The following is a 13870-nucleotide window of genomic DNA, read 5'->3' as shown; positions in this document are numbered from 1 at the left end:
CAGAATCCCCGGCTCACGGCACGTCTTGTCGGTGGGCCCGATTACCCTTGGGTCACTGTGAGACAGCGAAGCACACGAACCTCAGAGGTGATGCGGTGAGCACCTTCGCCGCGTCCCATCTTTCGCCTTCCTATCCAGACCGCGCCGCATGGGGCACCGCCCCCAAGCTGCGCGCGTGGCAGCAGGAGGCGTTCGACCTCTACTTCAGGCGCGAGCCGCGTGACTTCCTCACCGTGGCGACGCCGGGCGCGGGCAAGACCACCTACGCCCTGCGCATCGCCAGCGAGCTGCTCGCCAACGGGGTGATCAGGGCCATCACCGTCGTGACGCCCACCGAGCACCTCAAGCGCCAGTGGGCCGACGCCGCCGGGCGGGTGGGCATCGCCATCGACCCGGAGTTCAAGAACAGCCAGGGCGCGACCTCGCGCGACTACGTCGGGGTGGCGGTGACGTACGCGCAGGTCGCGATGCACCCCGCGCTGCACAGGGCGCGCACAGAGGCGCGCAAGACGATGATCATCTTCGACGAGATCCACCACGCGGGCGACGCGAAGTCGTGGGGCGACGGCGTCCGCGAGGCGTTCGAGCCCGCCACGCGGCGGCTCCAGCTCACCGGCACCCCCTTCCGGTCCGACGACAACCCGATCCCGTTCGTCGGCTACGCGGAGGACGCCGAGGGTCTCAAGCGCAGCGTCGCCGACTACTCCTACGGCTACGGCCCCGCGCTCGACGACGGGGTCGTGCGGCCGGTCATCTTCCTGGCCTACTCCGGCGAGATGAAGTGGCGCACGCGCGCGGGAGACGAGATCGCCGCGACGCTGGGCACCCCCCTCACCAAAGACCAGCTCTCCCAGGCGTGGCGGGCCGCCCTCGACCCCAAGGGCGACTGGATCCGCCAGGTCATGCAGGCCGCCGACCGCCGGCTCACCGAGGTGCGCAGGGGCGTGCCCGACGCGGGCGGCCTGGTCATCGCCACCGACCACGAGACCGCCCGGGCCTACGCCCGCCACCTGCGCAACATCACCGGCGAGGGCGCGACCGTGGTGCTGTCCGACGACCCGGGCGCGTCCAAGAAGATCAAGCAGTTCGCGGCCTCGCAGGACCGCTGGCTGGTGGCCGTGCGCATGGTGTCGGAGGGCGTCGACATCCCCCGGCTGTGCGTCGGCGTCTACGCCACCTCCACCTCGACCCCGCTCTTCTTCGCCCAGGCCGTGGGGCGTTTCGTACGTGCGCGCAAGCGCGGCGAGACCGCCTCGGTGTTCCTGCCCTCGGTGCCCACCCTCATGGGGCTGGCCAACGAGATGGAGGTCGAGCGCGACCACGTGCTCAACAAGCGGCCTCCTGAAGACGGCCTCGACGACTCGCTGCTCGAACAGGCCAACCGGCAGAAGGACCAGCCCGACGTGCTGGGCGACGAGCTGCCGTTCGAGACGATGGAGACCTCGGCCACGTTCGACCGGGTGCTCTTCGACGGGGGCGAGTTCGGCACCGGCGCCGAGATCGGCTCGGCCGAGGAGGAAGACTTCATCGGGCTGCCCGGCCTGCTGGAGCCCGACCAGGTGGCGACGCTGCTGCGCAAGCGCCAGTCCGACCAGCAGGCGGCCAAGCGCAGGCAGGAGGCAGCCGAGGAGCCCGTGCAGTCGCAGGCGCCGCATGAGCAGATCGCCGAGCTGCGGCGCGAGCTGAACGGCCTGGTGGGCGCCTGGAACCACCGCACGGGGCAGCCGCACGGGGTGATCCACGCGGAGCTGCGGCGGGCCTGCGGAGGGCCGCCGATCGCGCAGGCGACGGTGGAGCAGATCCAGGAGCGGATCGACCTGATCCGCCGATGGGCCAGCCAGCGCCGCTAGCCAGCGCCGCTGGCCAGGGCCTGTGCCTCCCCTTCTCTGCCGGTCCGGGAGGGGGAGGTCACTGCGGGGCCGGGTGGGGGGTGTGGGCGAGGTGGCGGACCATGATGCGGCACACCTCCGGCCGCAGCTCGCGTTCGCCGTTCGCGCCGTAGACGACCTGCGTGGTGCCCACCTTCCCGTACGGCCATTCCGCGTACCCGCGGCGCAGGTACAACCGGTGCGCGGCCGGGTTGTCCAGTCCGACGCCGAGGGCGACCCGTTCGTGTCCCATGGCGGTCAGGCGCTCCTCGGCCGCGTCCAGCAGCCGGGTGCCGATGCCCTCGTTGCGCCGCTTCTCCGCGACCTCCAGGTGGGTGAGCAGCGCGACCCCGGGCAGGCGGGCGCGCAGCTCCGGCTCCTCGGCGGGCGCCAGCCAGACGTAGACGTCTCCGAGCGCCACCTGGCGCTCCCAGGCGACCAGGAGCAGCCCGTGCCCGGCGTCCTGCAGCCTGAGCCGGTCGGCGAAGTAGGCCGCCTGTCCGAGTGAACGGATCACGGCAGGGAGGTCGGCATGGACGGCTTGGCGTATCTCAGGTGCCTCCACGGACGTCAAGATTCCCAATCGGGACTGAAGTGAATCAAATGGGAAGATTCAGGCGTGGCTGGTGGTTGAGTGCCGCCGCGCCATCCTTGACCAGCCACTTCAGCGCGTCCCGTACGTCCGAGGCGAGCAGTGAGTGCTTGCGCAGGTGCTCGATCCAGCGGTGGCGGTCCTCGCGCCAGCCCTTGATGTAGCGCACGCAGAACTCCGGCTCGATGCTGTTGAGCCGGCCGAGCGCGGCCCGCAGCGACTCCTCCATGGCCCGTGGATCGGGCCCGGACCCGGGCGTCAACTGCCGGACGCGCCGCAGCACGTCGAGGATGAACGCCCTGCGCCTGGCCAGGAAGTCGGCCCAGTGCCGGGTGTCGGTGGCGGCGGCCCAGCCGATCCGGTGGTCGAGCAGCCAGTAGACGCCCTCGGCCAGCACGTCGCCGAACTCCTGGTCGCGCGCTCGTACCGCGCGGTCGAACGGGTCGTACGGCCGCTGCTTCACCATCCCCGTCACGGCCAGGCGGCGCAGCGAGGTCTCGCCCAGCAGGTAGAACCAGTCCTCGTTGTAGACGTTCGGGAAGAACGAGGGGTCGCGGAACGTCTCGACCGCCAGCGCGCCGCCGCCCACGAACGAGTCCTGATATCCCCCGGCCAGCCGGTGCGCGTGACACACCACCGAGTTGTCGGGGAAGCCGCCGATGTGCATGCCCACGGCGTCGTACCGGTCCAGCAGCGCGGCGGCGCGCATGACGTCCTCGTGCCCGCCCACCTCGATGTCGTCGTCGAGGAAGACGACGCGCTCCCAGCCCATCACGTGGGAGAGGAGCAGCCCGATGTTCCGCTTGGCGCTGAGGTCGGTCGCCCGCTCGAACTTGGTGCCCTTCACGATCGCGGTCGTCTCGAAGTCCGGCATGTTGAGCCGGCCCGCGTCGTCGATGTCGATCGCGATGTACCGCACGTCGTACGGCATCAGGGCGGCCACCCGGTCGGCCTTGCTCCACGGCCGGCTGTGCAGCGTCACGAGGGGACAGCCCAGCGCGGTCGCCAGGCGGGTCGCGTGGCCCAGCCACCGCGGGTGCCGGATGGTCGGGACGATGATCGCGTCCACGGTGGCCTCCTGCGGGCCCTCGCCGTCGGTGAGGCGCAGGTCGACGAGATGTCTGTGTGAGCCGTGGTGGTTCTCATTCGCCATGGGCGGGCTCCGACCATTCGTGGAGCCGCATCGATTCCAGAGTCCAGTCGGGTGTGACGACGGCTTGGCCCTCGATCCGGACCCGGGTGAGCATGCTGTAGGAGGAGGCGTTGCCGAAGCGCCGGCGCAGGTAGGCGGCGTTCCTGTCGCGGAACCGCTCGTCGGTCAGCGCCCGGACCGCGCCGTACACGCCTCTGCCGTACATCGCATTGCAAATGGTCAGCGTGCGTTCGACGTTGTTGGGGTTGACCCCGCGGTAGAAGAGCGCGACGTCCTCCAGGAGTCGCACATTAGCGCCTGACCCCGTGCGCACCGGGTAGTGCCTGCGTGTGTCGTGCCCCTCGTCCACCTCGAAGTACGGCCCGAGCGCGCCCTCCCAGTCGGCCACCTGCCGCACCGGCAGCTCCATGCGCCTCAGCATGGACGCGGTGACCTGGTTGTAGTCGACGCCGCCGAGCAGCGCCAGGTGTGTGGTGAAGTCGTCGGAGCGTAAGTCCTCGGGGGCGCGCAGGGTGACCAGGCTGCGCGGGTTCGCGGCGCGGAGATGGCCGTGCAGCTCGAAGAGGGAGTCGAGGTCGGAGTACTTGTAGTGCTCGATGTAGTCGGCGGTCTCCGGCGACGCGTACGGGATCTTGGCCCGCTGCTCCTCGGGGAGCTGCGAGCAGATGATCGTGATCGGCTCGCCGTCGGGGAACCGCCAGGGGTTGTGGCGGAAGCCGTCGTCGCCGGGCGCGGGCTCGGCGCTCTCTCCCGAGGCCAGGGCCCGCAGCGTGGTCTGGCGCAGCCGGGTCAGCTCGGCCAGCAGCCTGTGCTGCTCCTCGCGCTCACCGGCGGTCAGCTCGGCGAGCGGCAGCAGGCGGGCCCGCCCGTTGGCCACCGAGCGCCTCGTCGCGAAGAACGCGGCGTACTTCTCCAGCCGGTGCAGGGGCGGGACCTTGATCGCGTGGGTCGACTCCCACGAGGAGATCAGCGGGACGCTGACCCCGAGCGCCTCACGGAGCTGTGCCTGGGTGACCCGCAGGTCAGGCCAGTGGCCCTCGCGAAGCTCGCGCAGGCGGCGGGCCAGCGCGGTCCGCGCGGAATCGTCGCCGCTCATGCCCAGCCTCATTCGTGTGAACTTCAGTGATTTCTAGTGAACATCGATCGCACCGCGAAGTCGATGGGCGAATCCGCAGCTAGATCCCCACATGGGGCTCGACGTGGGTAAACCCGAGCACAAAGAGCCACCAGTCTAGCGAGTGGCGGGTCTCGAACGTGGCGCGTGGGCGGTATCCGCAGGGGGTATCAATGAATATGAAAGAAGTTCAGTTAATACGACTGAAGTTGACTGAATAGTTGGTGGAGGTGGTTCACGACAGTCACGAGATGAGCCACGTCCCCGGCCACGTCCCCGGCCACCGAGCGGCATCCCAGCGGAAAGACCGTGGACACCCCCAGGAACCGACATCCACTCAGAGGTGTCCGCGCGGCAAGGTTTCTGTCAGAGCGCGTCTCCGCACCAGGGAAAACCCATGCCAACTGTAGCCCTCCACCTCGCGGTGGCAATGCCCGAAACCATCGAGACCCGGCACCTGTCCCTCGTCATCCTCACCGTCCTGATCACCCTCTCCTGGGCCGGGCTCCGCGCCTTGCGGCGGCGGACGCACGTGGTCATGGTCGTCAGCGGCACGAGCGTCCTGCTCGTGATCCTCGCCGTCCTGGCCCTCGCCTACCTCGCCGCCTTCGGGGCGGCCTGAGGGGCACGCAGGCCCGGCGACGCGGAAACCCCTGGTGAAGGGGTACGAAGCGGACGCCGGGCCGGTGGTTGCGGCTCGTGGCCGCGCGCATTTTGGTCACAGACCGGTGGCATTCCGTTAGAAGCCCGGCGGAAGCGGCAAGAACCACCTTGGCTCGTCTTCGGAAATGCGGAAGGGCTTTTCCCATGTCGTCTGAGGCCACCGGAAGGCCGACCCTCACCGTCACTTCCGGCCTCTCTGGAAATGCCGTCATCGTCAGGCTCGAAGGTGAGCTCGACGTCAACGCGCTGCCGATACTCAGAGAGCACGTCCAGCGCATCTGGGAGTTACCCCCCAAATCCTTCCTGCTCCTGGATCTGGGCGAGGTCTCGTTCTGCGACTCCATGGGCATGAACGAACTCGTCGACATCATGCAGCGATGCGAGACCCGTGGCACCAGGCTGCTGCTCGGCGGGGTTCAGGGGGTGATGGCCAGGGTGCTGTCGATCACCGGGCTGCGGCACGCGTTCGAGGTGTTCGCCACGTTCGACGACGCCCTGCGACTGACCATGGCGCAGGCGTAGCCGGGCCCGCGCCGCTCTCCAGGGGCGTCGCGTGGCCGGGCCTGGGATGCGGCGTCCTGTGCGGCCGTCGGTGGGGATGACGCCGGGCTTTTCGTGCCACGGCACCTTCAGGGTGACCATGCCGTCCTTGGGGCTCACGGGGAGGGTGAAGACGTCGCGGTGACGCCTGGCCAGGACGGCCACGTGCTCGCCGGTGCGTGGGGCCTCGTACAGCCAGACCAGCAGTTTCCTGCCGTGGGTGCGGAGCACGACCTCGGCGCTGTCGCACGGACGCGGCCCGGCCCGCCAGGCCAGCACCAGCTCGTCGCCCGCCTTCGCGTACCGAGGGCTGGGGGCGCGCTCCTCGCAGGCGGGCGGCGGGGCCGGGGCGGCGTGCGCGCCGACCGGCCGCACCTCGGCGGCGGTGGAGTGCTGGAGGGCGCTCATCGCGATCGTCCCGCCCTCCAGCAGGGCTAACGTCGCGAGCGCGGCGGCGCGCTCGCCCCTGCTCCCCGTGATGAGCAGCCACAGGCAGAGGGGGGCGAGCAGGAGCCAGGCCATGCCGAGCGAGAGGGGCAGCATGAGGAACCTCCCACCGATTGGAAGAGTTTTCACTCTCCGCATTGCTCCGACTTCGGAATGGGTCCGCCCTCTTCGATATCACATGACCTGAGCGTTGCAAAGTGTGTACGCTTCGTGATCGTCGGTGCCACGGAGGCGCCGGGTTACCGTAGGAGGTGCCTGAGGTGAGTCTGTATCTACCGGAGGACATCAAGCACCGGGTCGCCGAGGCGGCGCGGGCTCATGAGATGTCCGAGGACGCCTACATGCGCGAGGCCATCAGGCGCGCGCTGAGCGAGGAGATCGTCGGCGAACGCCCCCGCCCCCGGCTCCCGCTGTTCGACTGCGGCGATCCGACCATGGCGGAGCGCGTGGACGAGATCCTCGCCGAGGGGTTCGGGCGGGATGGGCTCGACTGATGCTCATCCTCGACACGAGCGGAGTGTTCGCCGCCGCGGATCGCTCCGCCCCCGAACACCTCGCCGCGAGGAAGGTCCTCGACAACGAGACGGGCGGGGTGGTCCTCTCGCCGTTCGTCCTGGCCGAGGTCGACTACATGCTCATGACCAGGATCGGCGTGCGGCTTCAGGGCGATGCGCCCGCTCTGGGGTGAGGCGTTCACCGTGCTGCCCGCGGACGCGAACTGAGTCACCCCCCGGCAGGCGCGCCCTTCAGGGTGGCGCCTGCCCGCTCCATCTCGGCGATCGCCGCCTCCGTGGTCGTCGGTGACACCCCCGCCGTCAGGCCGAGGAGGACGCGTACGGCCAGCCCGTGCGTGACCGCGTCGAGGGCCGTCGCCCGCACGCAGTGGTCGGTGGCGATGCCCACCACGTCGACCTCGTGCACGCCGCGCTCGCGCAGCCATTCCGCCAGCGGCACCCCGTCGCCGGACAGGCCCTCGAAGCCGCTGTACGCCGCCGCGTACGCCCCCTTGCTGAAGACCTCCTCCACCCCCGAGACGTCGAACGAGGGATGGAAGTCCGCTCCAGGGGTCCCTGCCACGCAGTGGGCGGGCCAGGTGGAGACGTAGTCAGGGGCGTCGGAGAAGTGGGTGCCGGGGGAGATGTGGTAGTCGCGAGTGGCCACGACGTGGTCGTAGCCGTGGTCGGTCACGTGGCGGGAGATCGCCGCGGCCACCTCCGAGCCCCCGGCCACGGCCAGGCTGCCGCCCTCGCAGAAGTCGTTCTGCACATCGACGATGATCAACGCGGTGCCCATGGACAGCACGATACGTCAGGCGAACTCGGTGGGGATCGCCGCGTACCCCCGTCCGAGGTGGAGGGCGTCGAGGGGGAGGGCGGCGACGGCGGCGGCGTGGCGTTCGCGGGCGGCGGACAGGGGCTCGCGGCCCACCACCTCGCCGTCGCGCACCAGCTCGTGCAGCAGGGGAACGCCGCCCTCCGGGACGAGCCCGCCGGTGGTGATCAGCTCGGTCTCGGCGTGCCCGTTCTCGTCCAGAATCCGGTACGCCTCCTTGCGGCCCCCGCGCGACGGTTTGCCCACCGAGCGCTTGGCCACGGCCTCGAGCCTGCCCGCGGCCGTCTCGCGGGCCACCAGCTTGTACACCAGGGCCGCCGTCGGCACGCCGGAGCCGGTCACCAGGGAGGTGCCCACGCCGTAGCCGTCGACGGGGGCGGCGGCGAGCGCGGCGATGGCGTACTCGTCGAGGTCGGAGGTGACCAGGATGCGGGTGTCGAAGGCGCCGAGGGCGTCGAGCTGCTCGCGTACCTCCTGGGCGGCGGCCGCCAGGTCGCCCGAGTCGATGCGCACCGCGCCGAGCTTCTGCCCGGCCAGCTCCACGGCCGTCCGCACCGCCTCGGCCACGTCGTACGTGTCCACCAGCAGCGTCGTCTCCGGCCCCAGGGTGGCGATCTGGGCCTCGAACGCCGCCCGCTCCGAGTCGTGCAGCAGCGTGAACGCGTGCGCCGCCGTGCCGGCCGTGGGAACCCCGTACATGCGCCCGGCCATCAGGTTGGAGGTGGAGGCGAACCCGGCGATGTACGCGGCCCTGGCGGCGGCCACGGCGGCGCCCTCGTGCGTGCGGCGCGAGCCCATCTCGATGAGCGGGCGGCGACCGGCGGCGTTGGTCATGCGGGAGGCGGCGGAGGCGATGGCGCAGTCGTGGTTGAGAATCGACAGGGAGATGGTCTCCAGCAGCACGGCCTCCGCGAAGGTGCCCTCCACGACCATGATCGGGGAGGCGGGGAAATAGAGGTCGCCCTCGCGGTAGCCGTGGATGTTCCCGGAAAACCGGAAATCGGCGAGAAACGCCAGAGTGGTGTCGTCGACGATCTGATGATCTCGCAGATAGGTGAGTTCTTCGTCACCAAAACGGAAGCTTTCAAGCTCGTCGAGGATACGTCCCGTGCCGGCGACCACGCCGTAGCGCCGCCCACCAGGCAGATGGCGGGCGAACACCTCGAAAACCGCCCGTCTGTGCGCCGCGCCGCTGCGCAGGGCGGCCTGCAGCATCGTCAGCTCATAGTGATCTGTGAGCAACGCAGTGCTCATGGTCATTGTCACGACTCGAAGACTACGGCCCAGATAGGGCAGACTTCTGGATGTGGGTAGCACCGCTCCAATCGCCGTTGAGCGTCCGTCATCGGACGTCCGGCCCGATCTGCCATGGGTGACCATCGTCTGGAACGACCCCGTCAACCTCATGTCCTACGTGACCTATGTCTTCCAAACGGTCTTCGGCTACACGCGTGAGAAGGCCGAGAAGCTCATGATGGACGTGCATCACAAGGGCAAGGCGGTCGTGTCCAGTGGCACGCGCGAGGAGATGGAACGGGATGTGCAGATTCTCCACTCCTACGGCCTGTGGGCAACGGTCCAGCCGGACTCGGTCAAGTGAGACGCACGCACGGCGCGGATCACACGGGTCGCGCGGGCCGCACGGGTCACGGGGGCCGCACCAGTCGTACGAGGAAGAGGCGCAGGTGAGTTCGGGGTTCTCGCGAGGCAGCGACGGCGTCGTCGTCGCGGAGTTCGAGGCGGCGGAGATCTCCCTGCTGCGGTCGCTGGTCTCCATGATGCTCGGCATCGTCTCGCCGGGGCAGACCAGCGACGACCCGCTGGAGCGGGCCCTGGGCATCGGCGACAGCGCGGTGCCGTCCGATCCGGTGCTGGCCAGGCTGTTCCCCTCGGCGTACGAGGACGAGAAGGAGGCGGCCGAGTTCCGCCGCTACACCGAGGCCACCCTGCGCGACGGCAAGCGGGCCGACGCGCAGACCGTCCACGACACCGCCAGGGCGGGCCGGTCTGAGCTGTCGCCCGAAGAGGCCCAGGCATGGCTGCGCGCGCTCAACGACCTGCGCCTGACCCTCGGCACCAAGCTCGACGTGACCGAGGAGATCCACGACGAGATCGCGATGATGTCCGAAGACGACCCCCGCTATCCGGCCTACGTCACCTACGACTGGCTGACCTACCTCCAGGACAGCCTGGTCCGGGCCCTCTGGTAGCTTCCGGGCATGCTGTCGATCTCGCAGGAGCTGGTGGACAAGATCGTCGCTCATGCCCGGGCCGATCACCCCGACGAGGCGTGCGGCGTCATCGCGGGCAAGGGCGGCGTGCCCGAGCGGTTCGTCCCGATGGAGAACGCCGAGCGTTCCCCCACCTTCTACCGCTTCGACTCGATGGAGCAGTTCCGGGTCTGGCGGGAGATGGACGACCGCGACGAGGAGCCCGTCGTGATCTACCACTCCCACACCGCCACCGAGGCGTACCCGTCGCGCACCGACGTGTCGTACGCCTCCGAGCCCGAGGCCCACTACGTCCTGGTCTCCACGCGGGACGAGAACGAGGTGGAGTTCCGCTCCTACCGGATCCTCGACGGAGTGATCAGCGAGGAAGAGGTAAGGTTTCTCCCATGATGGCCAGGCCGGTGCAGAGCTTTCTCTTCGCCCACACCCGCGCCGTCGTCGTCTACGACTGTCCTTAGCTCGGAATCCGCATCCCCCCGTCGGTGTTGCTGCCGATGGGACGACGACCTGATCTGAGGAGACTGACCGCGATGGCCATCGAGGTTCGCATTCCGACCATCCTGCGCACGTACACCGACGGCGCCAAGGCCGTGAGCGCCGAGGGCGCCACGCTCGACGAGCTGATCAGCAATCTCGAGTCGCGCCACCCGGGCATCAAGGCCCGCCTGGTCGACGAGGGCAGCCTGCGCCGCTTCGTCAACGTCTACCTGAACGACGAGGACGTACGCTTCCTCGGCGGCCTCGGCACGCCCGTGGCCGACGGTGACACGGTGACCGTGCTCCCCGCCGTCGCCGGCGGATGACATGCGTTTCGACTCACTGATCGACTCGGTGGGGCGCACGCCCCTGGTGGGGCTGCCGAGGTTGTCGCCCTCCGCCGAGGTGCGGATCTGGGCCAAGCTCGAGGACCGCAACCCGACCGGGTCGATCAAGGACCGACCGGCGCTCTGGATGATCCAGCAGGCCGAGAAGGACGGCCTGCTCACGCCGGGCTGCACGATCCTCGAGCCCACCAGCGGCAACACCGGCATCTCGCTCGCCATGTCGGCCAAGCTCAAGGGCTACCGGCTGATCTGCGTGATGCCGGAGAACACCTCGGAGGAGCGCCGCCAGCTCCTGCGCATGTGGGGTGCGGAGATCATCTCCTCGCCCGCCGCCGGAGGCTCCAACGAGGCCGTCCGGGTGGCCAAGGGGCTGGCCGCCGACAACCCTTCGTGGGTGATGCTCTACCAGTACGGCAACCCCGCCAACTGGCGCTCCCACTACGAGACCACCGGGCCCGAGATCCTCGACGACCTGCCCACGATCACCCACTTCGTGGCCGGGCTCGGCACGACCGGCACCCTCATGGGGGTCGGCCGGTTCCTGCGCGAGCGGGTGCCGGGCGTGCAGATCGTCGCGGCCGAGCCGCGTTACGGCGAGCTGGTGTACGGCCTGCGCAACGTGGACGAGGGGTTCATCCCCGAGCTCTACGACGAGTCGGTGCTGACCACCCGCTTCTCGGTGGGCTCGGCCGACGCGCTGCGGCGCACCCGTGAGCTGCTGGCCGGCGAGGGCATCTTCGCCGGGGTCTCGACCGGGGCGACGCTGCACGCGGCGCTGGGCGTGGCCAGGAAGGCGGTCCAGGCGGGCGAGCGGGCCGACGTCGTGTTCGTGGTGGCCGACGGCGGGTGGAAATACCTGTCCACGGGCGCCTACGAGGGGACGCTGGAGGAGGCGGAAGAGCGCCTCGACGGCCAGCTCTGGGCCTGACCTCCGCGAAGGCCCCGTCCCGAAGGCCCCGTTTCGAAGGCCCCGTTTCGAAGGTCGCCGTTGGCGGCACCTCGCAGGCCGGAGGCCGTCGACACGGAAGCGGCCGGTCCGATCGGGACCGGCCGCCTTTCTCGTTTCCGGGGCCCTCGGGCGGGCTCGCCGGGGTGGTCCAGGTGAGTTCCGTGAGCTGCCGGGGGCGGCTCAGTTGAACAGGAGCCGCAGCGAGAACGCCGCCTCGGTGTCGGTCTGCGTGCTGCTCAGCCCCACGGCCCGCAGCACCTGGGCGCTGGCCTTCTCCTCGCCCTGCATCGAGTTCAGGTAGAGGCTCTCCAGCTTGTCCAGGTCCACGAAGAGCGCGACGTTCGCCTCGTCCGCGTTCGGCACGGCGGTCTGGAACGTCTCCGAGTCGCCGAGCGTGCCCTCCTCGGCCAGCTTCTTGGCGTACTCGTCCGTCGTCGCGACCGCGAAGACGCCGTCGCCGGTGGCCTTGGCGAGCTGCGGGGCGGGCTGGCCCTGGGACAGCCCCTGCAGCACCTTGTCGAGGATGGCCTGCGCCTTGGCCGGGTCGGTGGCGATGCGGACGCCGCCCTTGACCTGGTCGCCGCCCAGTCCCTCGCCGTCGACGGCGACGGTGAGGTTCTGGCCGACGAAGGTGGCCAGGTCGCCGGGCAGGTTGAGGCCGAGCTGCGTCTTGGCCTGCTGCAGCATCTGCGCCACCTCCGTGCCGCCGGTCGCCGCGGCCTGCTTCTCGATCTCGGCCCACTGCTTGGTGATGACCTGGTCCAGGCCGGAGATCGACAGGGCGCCGGCCGTGGTGGCGGGCAGGGTGCCGAGGTTCGCCTTGGGCAGGTCGCCCTCGGGGGTCAGTCCCTCGACGCCCCGTACGACGCCGGCGAGTTCGGCGTAGGCGCTGTCGAAGCGCAGCGCGCCGGCGAACCGGGTGTTCTTGACCTTGTCGAGCACGGCCGCCTGCCCGGCGGGGATCTCCTTCTTGGCCAGTTCGAGCAGGCCGCCCGTGTCGGCCCAGAACGACAGCACGCCCTGCTCGCCGACCGCGCCCATGTCGTCGCCGAACTCGGCGTTGTCCGCCAGGCTGCCCTCGGCCTGGGCGTACTTGGTGGCCAGGTCCTGGGTGGCGGTCAGCAGCGCGTAGTCCTCGCGGAAGGCGATGCCGTACTCGTCACCGTCCATGATCTTGGCGAGGCCGGCCTTGGCCGCCTCCTGGTCCGTGATCTGGACGGCCACCGCGACGTCGGGCTCCTCCTTGCCGGAGGGGACGGCGGCGACGCCGACCCGGCTGCCCAGCCACGGGTCCACGTCCTTGGCGAAGTCGATCTTGTTCTCGGAGTCCTCGTCGATCAGGTCGAACAGCGCCTTGCGCGGGTCCTCGCCGGAGAAGGCGTCCTTGGTGGCCGCGAACTTCCTGGCGATCTGGAACAGGGCCAGCTTCTGGTTCGCGGCCGGGTCGAGGTCGAGGCGGACGTAGGCGATGGAGTCGGCGGGCAGGACGGCGTCCGGCTGCGTGCCGCCGCCGCCGAAGGCGCCCACGGCCCACACGGCGCCGCCGCCGAACAGCACCACGGCCAGCGCCGCGGCCACGATGATGATCCAGTTCTTGCCGCCCTTCTTCGCCGGCTCGGCCGGGCCGAAGCCCTCGGGGCCCTGGTGCTGCCAGCCGCCCTGGGGGTGCGGGTTCTGCTGCTGCCAGCCCGGCTGCTGGGGCTGCTGCTGCCACCCGCCCTGGGCCTGCTGCCAGTTCTGTTGCTGGGGTTGCTGCTGCGGGGGCTGCTGGCCCGGCTGGCCGCCGCCGTACTGGGGGGCGCCGTAGGAGGCGTGCTGCCCGTACTGGGGGCCGTAGGAGGGCTGCTGGCCGTAGGACGCCTGCTGCCCGTACGCTCCCTGCCCCTGGGCTCCCTGCCCCTGGGCTCCCTGCCCCTGGGCGGACTGCTGGCCGTGGGGCTGCTGCTGGTACGGCTGCTGCGGCGGGTAGGGCTGCCCCTGGTACTGCTGCGCCGTGGGCGGGTTCTCCGGCTGCTGCGCCTGATTCCAGTTGTACGCCGTGGTCCGTTCAGGATCTTGGCCATAGGGGGGATTGTTCGCAGACATCACTCAACTCACAATGTGGACTTTGGACCACAGAGAAGGTAGCTGATGTTGCTAGATGTGCGCTTGCAATGT

16 protein-coding genes are annotated in these 13870 nt (G+C 69.9%); 10 read left to right on the top strand and 6 right to left on the bottom strand.

The genetic code is table 11. The features are described from left to right. The first annotated feature begins 95 nt into the window (after positions 1–95). Positions 96–1850 carry a DEAD/DEAH box helicase gene (locus ACZ6S0_RS14715; protein ID WP_465916729.1) on the top strand — a complete coding sequence of 585 codons (1755 nt, stop codon included), beginning with the start codon at positions 96–98 and terminating at the stop codon, positions 1848–1850. Between the two features lie 58 nt (positions 1851–1908). Here ACZ6S0_RS14715 and ACZ6S0_RS14710 read toward each other — a convergent pair whose 3' ends face one another. The 3 genes from ACZ6S0_RS14710 to ACZ6S0_RS14700 all read right to left on the bottom strand — a co-directional run bounded on the left by ACZ6S0_RS14710 (position 1909) and on the right by ACZ6S0_RS14700 (position 4709). Then, positions 1909–2385: a GNAT family N-acetyltransferase gene (locus tag ACZ6S0_RS14710; protein ID WP_465916725.1), complete on the bottom strand. Its 477-nt coding sequence runs from the start codon at positions 2383–2385 to the stop codon at positions 1909–1911. Between the two features lie 82 nt (positions 2386–2467). Next, positions 2468–3613: a hypothetical protein gene (locus tag ACZ6S0_RS14705; RefSeq protein ID WP_465916721.1), complete on the bottom strand. Its 1146-nt coding sequence runs from the start codon at positions 3611–3613 to the stop codon at positions 2468–2470. Continuing rightward, positions 3603–4709, bottom strand: a complete 1107-nt coding sequence (locus ACZ6S0_RS14700; protein ID WP_465916717.1) for a helix-turn-helix domain-containing protein — start codon at positions 4707–4709, stop codon at positions 3603–3605. Before ACZ6S0_RS14700 ends, ACZ6S0_RS14705 begins: the two co-directional genes overlap by 11 nt. A 415-nt stretch (positions 4710–5124) precedes the next feature. Between ACZ6S0_RS14700 and ACZ6S0_RS14695 the strand changes: the two genes are divergently transcribed. From ACZ6S0_RS14695 to ACZ6S0_RS14680, 4 genes are all read left to right on the top strand, one after another. Further along, the gene (locus ACZ6S0_RS14695; RefSeq protein ID WP_465916714.1) at positions 5125–5349 is read left to right on the top strand and encodes a hypothetical protein; all 225 of its coding nucleotides are present in this window, start codon (positions 5125–5127) and stop codon (positions 5347–5349) included. A 185-nt stretch (positions 5350–5534) separates the two neighbouring features. Next, positions 5535–5912 (top strand): STAS domain-containing protein, encoded by a 378-nt coding sequence (locus ACZ6S0_RS14690; RefSeq protein WP_465916710.1) that lies wholly within the window; start codon positions 5535–5537, stop codon positions 5910–5912. Between the two features lie 725 nt (positions 5913–6637). Further along, positions 6638–6871: a ribbon-helix-helix domain-containing protein gene (locus tag ACZ6S0_RS14685; protein WP_465916706.1), complete on the top strand. Its 234-nt coding sequence runs from the start codon at positions 6638–6640 to the stop codon at positions 6869–6871. Beyond that, positions 6871–7065: a PIN domain-containing protein gene (locus ACZ6S0_RS14680; RefSeq protein ID WP_465916703.1), complete on the top strand. Its 195-nt coding sequence runs from the start codon at positions 6871–6873 to the stop codon at positions 7063–7065. Before ACZ6S0_RS14685 ends, ACZ6S0_RS14680 begins: the two co-directional genes overlap by 1 nt. Positions 7066–7100: 35 nt before the next feature. Here ACZ6S0_RS14680 and ACZ6S0_RS14675 read toward each other — a convergent pair whose 3' ends face one another. After that, positions 7101–7670 (bottom strand): nicotinamidase, encoded by a 570-nt coding sequence (locus ACZ6S0_RS14675; RefSeq protein ID WP_465916700.1) that lies wholly within the window; start codon positions 7668–7670, stop codon positions 7101–7103. 15 nt (positions 7671–7685) lie between these two features. Next, the gene (locus tag ACZ6S0_RS14670; protein WP_465916696.1) at positions 7686–8969 is read right to left on the bottom strand and encodes a nicotinate phosphoribosyltransferase; all 1284 of its coding nucleotides are present in this window, start codon (positions 8967–8969) and stop codon (positions 7686–7688) included. Positions 8970–9015: 46 nt separating this feature from the next. Between ACZ6S0_RS14670 and clpS the strand changes: the two genes are divergently transcribed. The 5 genes from clpS (at position 9016) to ACZ6S0_RS14645 (ending at position 11692) form a co-directional block, all read left to right on the top strand. Then, positions 9016–9309 carry an ATP-dependent Clp protease adapter ClpS gene (clpS, locus tag ACZ6S0_RS14665; protein WP_344885516.1) on the top strand — a complete coding sequence of 98 codons (294 nt, stop codon included), beginning with the start codon at positions 9016–9018 and terminating at the stop codon, positions 9307–9309. 85 nt (positions 9310–9394) lie between these two features. Beyond that, the gene (locus ACZ6S0_RS14660; RefSeq protein WP_344885513.1) at positions 9395–9919 is read left to right on the top strand and encodes a DUF2017 domain-containing protein; all 525 of its coding nucleotides are present in this window, start codon (positions 9395–9397) and stop codon (positions 9917–9919) included. 9 nt (positions 9920–9928) lie between these two features. Then, on the top strand, positions 9929–10330 hold the full coding sequence (locus tag ACZ6S0_RS14655) for a M67 family metallopeptidase (RefSeq protein ID WP_465916687.1): 402 nt from the start codon (positions 9929–9931) through the stop codon (positions 10328–10330). 140 nt (positions 10331–10470) lie between these two features. After that, positions 10471–10743 carry a MoaD/ThiS family protein gene (locus tag ACZ6S0_RS14650; RefSeq protein WP_465916684.1) on the top strand — a complete coding sequence of 91 codons (273 nt, stop codon included), beginning with the start codon at positions 10471–10473 and terminating at the stop codon, positions 10741–10743. A 1-nt stretch (position 10744) separates the two neighbouring features. Continuing rightward, positions 10745–11692 carry a PLP-dependent cysteine synthase family protein gene (locus ACZ6S0_RS14645; RefSeq protein WP_465916681.1) on the top strand — a complete coding sequence of 316 codons (948 nt, stop codon included), beginning with the start codon at positions 10745–10747 and terminating at the stop codon, positions 11690–11692. Positions 11693–11893: 201 nt separating this feature from the next. On the opposite strand, the gene ACZ6S0_RS14640 is transcribed toward ACZ6S0_RS14645, so the two are convergent. After that, on the bottom strand, positions 11894–13798 hold the full coding sequence (locus ACZ6S0_RS14640; RefSeq protein WP_465916677.1) for a DUF3352 domain-containing protein: 1905 nt from the start codon (positions 13796–13798) through the stop codon (positions 11894–11896). Positions 13799–13870 lie beyond the last annotated feature (72 nt).

It is taken from the genome of Nonomuraea sp. NPDC051298 (genome assembly GCF_055586305.1).
This window is presented reverse-complemented; position numbering and strand designations above follow the sequence as displayed.

Excerpts from the sequence above, each read along its gene's own strand:
- ACZ6S0_RS14690 (WP_465916710.1), top strand. The coding sequence starts at position 5,535 with ATGTCGTCTGAGGCCACCGGAAGGCCGACCCTCACCGTCACTTCCGGC.
- ACZ6S0_RS14645 (WP_465916681.1), top strand. The coding sequence starts at position 10,745 with ATGCGTTTCGACTCACTGATCGACTCGGTGGGGCGCACGCCCCTGGTG.
- ACZ6S0_RS14640 (WP_465916677.1), bottom strand. The coding sequence starts at position 13,798 with ATGTCTGCGAACAATCCCCCCTATGGCCAAGATCCTGAACGGACCACG.
- ACZ6S0_RS14695 (WP_465916714.1), top strand. The coding sequence starts at position 5,125 with ATGCCAACTGTAGCCCTCCACCTCGCGGTGGCAATGCCCGAAACCATC.
- ACZ6S0_RS14700 (WP_465916717.1), bottom strand. The coding sequence starts at position 4,709 with ATGAGCGGCGACGATTCCGCGCGGACCGCGCTGGCCCGCCGCCTGCGC.
- ACZ6S0_RS14680 (WP_465916703.1), top strand. The coding sequence starts at position 6,871 with ATGCTCATCCTCGACACGAGCGGAGTGTTCGCCGCCGCGGATCGCTCC.
- ACZ6S0_RS14675 (WP_465916700.1), bottom strand. The coding sequence starts at position 7,670 with ATGGGCACCGCGTTGATCATCGTCGATGTGCAGAACGACTTCTGCGAG.
- ACZ6S0_RS14655 (WP_465916687.1), top strand. The coding sequence starts at position 9,929 with ATGCTGTCGATCTCGCAGGAGCTGGTGGACAAGATCGTCGCTCATGCC.
- ACZ6S0_RS14650 (WP_465916684.1), top strand. The coding sequence starts at position 10,471 with ATGGCCATCGAGGTTCGCATTCCGACCATCCTGCGCACGTACACCGAC.
- ACZ6S0_RS14705 (WP_465916721.1), bottom strand. The coding sequence starts at position 3,613 with ATGGCGAATGAGAACCACCACGGCTCACACAGACATCTCGTCGACCTG.
- ACZ6S0_RS14670 (WP_465916696.1), bottom strand. The coding sequence starts at position 8,969 with ATGACCATGAGCACTGCGTTGCTCACAGATCACTATGAGCTGACGATG.